Origin of the sequence: Prevotella sp. (assembly GCF_036570325.1) — a bacterium.
Classification (GTDB): Bacteria; Bacteroidota; Bacteroidia; order Bacteroidales; family Bacteroidaceae; genus Prevotella.
In genome coordinates this window covers 1-2251 of record NZ_DATCYK010000110.1, presented here as the reverse complement: position 1 = coordinate 2251, position 2251 = coordinate 1, and the positions used below count along the sequence as shown (strand labels likewise).

Genomic DNA, 2251 nt, shown 5'->3' with positions numbered 1-2251 from the left:
AAGGATATTTACCATTGCAATGAAGGCCATGCCGCACTTTGCAACCTCCAGCGTCTGTGCGATTACGTAGAATCAGGCCTTACTTATAATCAGGCTCTTGAGTTGGTACGCGCTTCTTCGCTCTATACGGTTCACACACCTGTACCTGCCGGCCACGACTATTTCGACGAAGCATTGTTCGGAAAGTACATGGGTGGTTATCCGGAGCGCCTCGGTCTTACATGGGATGAGTTCATCGGCATGGGCCGTCAGAACCCCGAAGACCATAGCGAGCGCTTCTGCTTGTCTACATTTGCCTGCAACACTTGTCAGGAAGTTAACGGTGTAAGTAAGCTCCACGGCTGGGTTAGCCAGAAGATGTTTGCTCCTATTTGGGCCGGTTACTACCCGGAGGAAAACCATGTTGGTTATGTTACCAACGGTGTGCACCTCCCCACATGGACCGCTACCGAGTGGCGCAAGGTTTACGATAAGTATTTCGATCCTTCATTCATGGGCGACCAGAGCAATGAAGATATTTGGCATGCCATCTATAATGTGCCCGATACGGAGATATGGAACACACGTATGGCTTTGAAACAGAAGCTCGTGAAGTATATCCGTGAGAAGTTCACACAGTCATGGCTCAAGAATCAGGGCGATCCCGCTCGTGTAGTATCTTTGCTGGAGCGCATTAATCCTAACGCGTTGATGATAGGTTTCTGCCGTCGTTTCGCCACTTACAAGCGTGCTCACTTGCTCTTTACCGACCTCGAGCGCCTCTCTAAGATTGTGAACGACCCCGAACATCCCGTTTTGTTCTTCTTCTCGGGTAAGGCACACCCTGCTGATGGCGCCGGACAAGGCTTGATCAAGCGTATCTTTGAGATTAGTCAGCGTCCTGAGTTCTTAGGAAAGATCATCTTCTTGGAGGACTATGACATGCAGTTGGCCCGTCGTTTGGTATCAGGTGTTGACATTTGGATGAACACACCTACACGTCCTCTTGAGGCGAGTGGTACTTCCGGCGAGAAGGCAGAGATGAATGGAGTTGTCAATCTGTCCGTTCTCGATGGATGGTGGGTTGAAGGTTATCGTGAAGGTGCCGGTTGGGCATTGCCACAAGAGCGCACTTACGACAACCAAGGTTATCAGGATCAGCTCGACGCAGCTACCATTTACAATTTGCTTGAGAACGAAATCATACCTTTGTATTATGGTCGCAACAAGAAGGGATATAGCGAAGATTGGCTCAAGGTGGTGAAGAACTCCATCGCAACCATCGCTCCTCACTACACCATGAAGCGTCAGTTGGACGATTATTACGATAAGTTCTACAACAAAGAGGCTAAGCGTTTTGCCAAACTTTCAGCCAATAACAACAAGTTGGCTAAGGAAATAGCCCTTTGGAAAGAGAATGTTGCCGAGCGTTGGGATTCCATCCACGTTGTTTCCAAGGACGACTCAGTGCTTTACAACGGCGGTGAGACCGGTACGAAGTTCAAACTTACCTACGTTATTGACGAGCAGGGACTTGATGACGCCATCGGTTTGGAACTCGTGTTGTTGAAGGACAATGCCGAAGGTGATGACCGCGAGATCTACAATGTTCATGAGTTCAAGGTTGTAGGTCACGAAGGTAACAACTATACTTTCGAGGCTGAAGTAGAGCCGGATGAGGCAGGCGCGTTCCGTACATGCGTTCGTATGTATCCCAAGAACAAGGAGTTGCCCCACCGTATGGACTTCTGCTACGTTAAGTGGTTAGACTAATACGAAGTAATATACAGAAAAAAGGAATCCGAACCAAATCGGATTCCTTTTTTTATTGCCCTTTCCTGATTGTAAAAGCAATATTCAGGAGGGTTTGAAATGTTATAAAATATTTTTTTGAAAGCCCGCTTCAATTTGTTAGAAACGCTATTGGGAGGAGCTTGAAGATAGTAAAGTCACGTCCTTATCGCAGAGGATGAAGACGTGACCTCTTTATTTTTTACAAGCCTCTTGCCTTCAGCAGACTGGCCGCGTTGGGCTCTTTCAGTCCCGTGAAGTCAGTAAACATCTGCATCAGGTTGCCCGTATTGCCCCTGCTTAGCACCTTATCGCGGAATGCTTGGCCTACAGCGGGCGTGAGGGCACCGTGTTCGGCAAAGTAATCAGCCACGTTGTCGGCCAGCACTTCGGTCCACAAGTAGCTGTAATAGCCGGCCGCATAGCCGCCACCCCATACATGATTGAAGTAAGAAGTGGAGTAGCGGGGCGGTACTTGCGT

The 2251-nt window shown here is 48.6% G+C and carries 2 protein-coding genes; one reads left to right on the top strand and one right to left on the bottom strand.

Going from position 1 to position 2251, the window contains the following annotated elements; all coding sequences use genetic code 11:
- Positions 1 to 1752: alpha-glucan family phosphorylase (glgP, locus tag VIR50_RS10280; RefSeq protein WP_331935039.1), on the top strand; the 1752-nt coding region annotated here is incomplete at its 5' end.
- A 220-nt stretch (positions 1753 to 1972) separates the two neighbouring features.
- On the opposite strand, the gene VIR50_RS10275 is transcribed toward glgP, so the two are convergent.
- Positions 1973 to 2251, bottom strand: a 279-nt coding sequence (locus VIR50_RS10275) for a M3 family metallopeptidase (RefSeq protein WP_331935038.1), incomplete at its 5' end; no start/stop codon positions are given.